Origin of the sequence: Stenotrophomonas chelatiphaga (assembly GCF_001431535.1) — a bacterium.
GTDB lineage: Bacteria > Pseudomonadota > Gammaproteobacteria > Xanthomonadales > Xanthomonadaceae > Stenotrophomonas > Stenotrophomonas chelatiphaga.
Window position 1 is genome coordinate 1 of the sequence record NZ_LDJK01000138.1, and the last position, 801, is coordinate 801.

At 65.0% G+C, this 801-nt stretch carries 1 pseudogene; it reads right to left on the reverse strand.

Going from position 1 to position 801, the window contains the following annotated elements:
• Positions 1 to 130: 130 nt before the first annotated feature.
• Positions 131 to 745 (reverse strand): annotated as a pseudogene (locus ABB28_RS17515) (NADP-dependent isocitrate dehydrogenase); the annotation flags it as partial.
• Positions 746 to 801: the final 56 nt, after the last annotated feature.

Genomic DNA, 801 nt, shown 5'->3' on the forward strand with positions numbered 1-801 from the left:
TTCGCTTCGCTAGTGTACGTGCGGGTGTTGCTGAGTGCGCCGTCGTCGTGTTGGAGCAGACCCTTAGACAGGCCAGGGTGTCGGTTTTTGTCGCAAGCGGCAGCCCAGTCAGCCCAACACGTCAGGTGTGGTCGGCAGCGTGCAGGGTGATCTTCAGGCTGCCGGCGGTGGCGATGGTTGCCGACTTTTCGCTGCCGTAGAAATCACCCGACGCCATGTGTGCGACGTGCGAGGCCGAATCCTGCGCCCAGGCACCCATGCGGTGCGGATGCTTGCGCGCGTAGTTCTTCACCGACAGCGGCGCACGGCGGTCGGAGTTGCCTTCGCGCAGCACCGGGTTCACCGCGCTGCCCTTGACCTTGTCGTAGCGCGCCTTGATGTCGCGCTGCTCGTCGTCGGCCGGGTTTTCCGGGTAATCCGGCAGCGCATAGCCCTGCTGCTGCAGTTCGGTGATGGCCGCCTTCAACTGCGGCACCGACGCCGAGATGTTCGGCAGCTTGATGATGTTGGCTTCCGGGGTGGTCGCCAGCTGGCCCAGCTCGGCCAGGTCATCGTTGACCTTCTGGTCGTCCTTCAGGCGCTCCGGGAACAGCGACAGGATGCGGCCGGACAGCGAAATGTCGCGGGTTTCCACGGCGATACCGGCGGTTGCGGTGAACGCACTGACGACCGGCAGCAGCGACTGGGTGGCCAGGAACGGCGCTTCATCGGTCAGCGTGTAGAGGATCTTGGGCGTATTCGACATGGGGGATCAGGGCTCTCTGCGGATCTCAGGGGAAGGCCGGCGCCAGCGCCGGACCA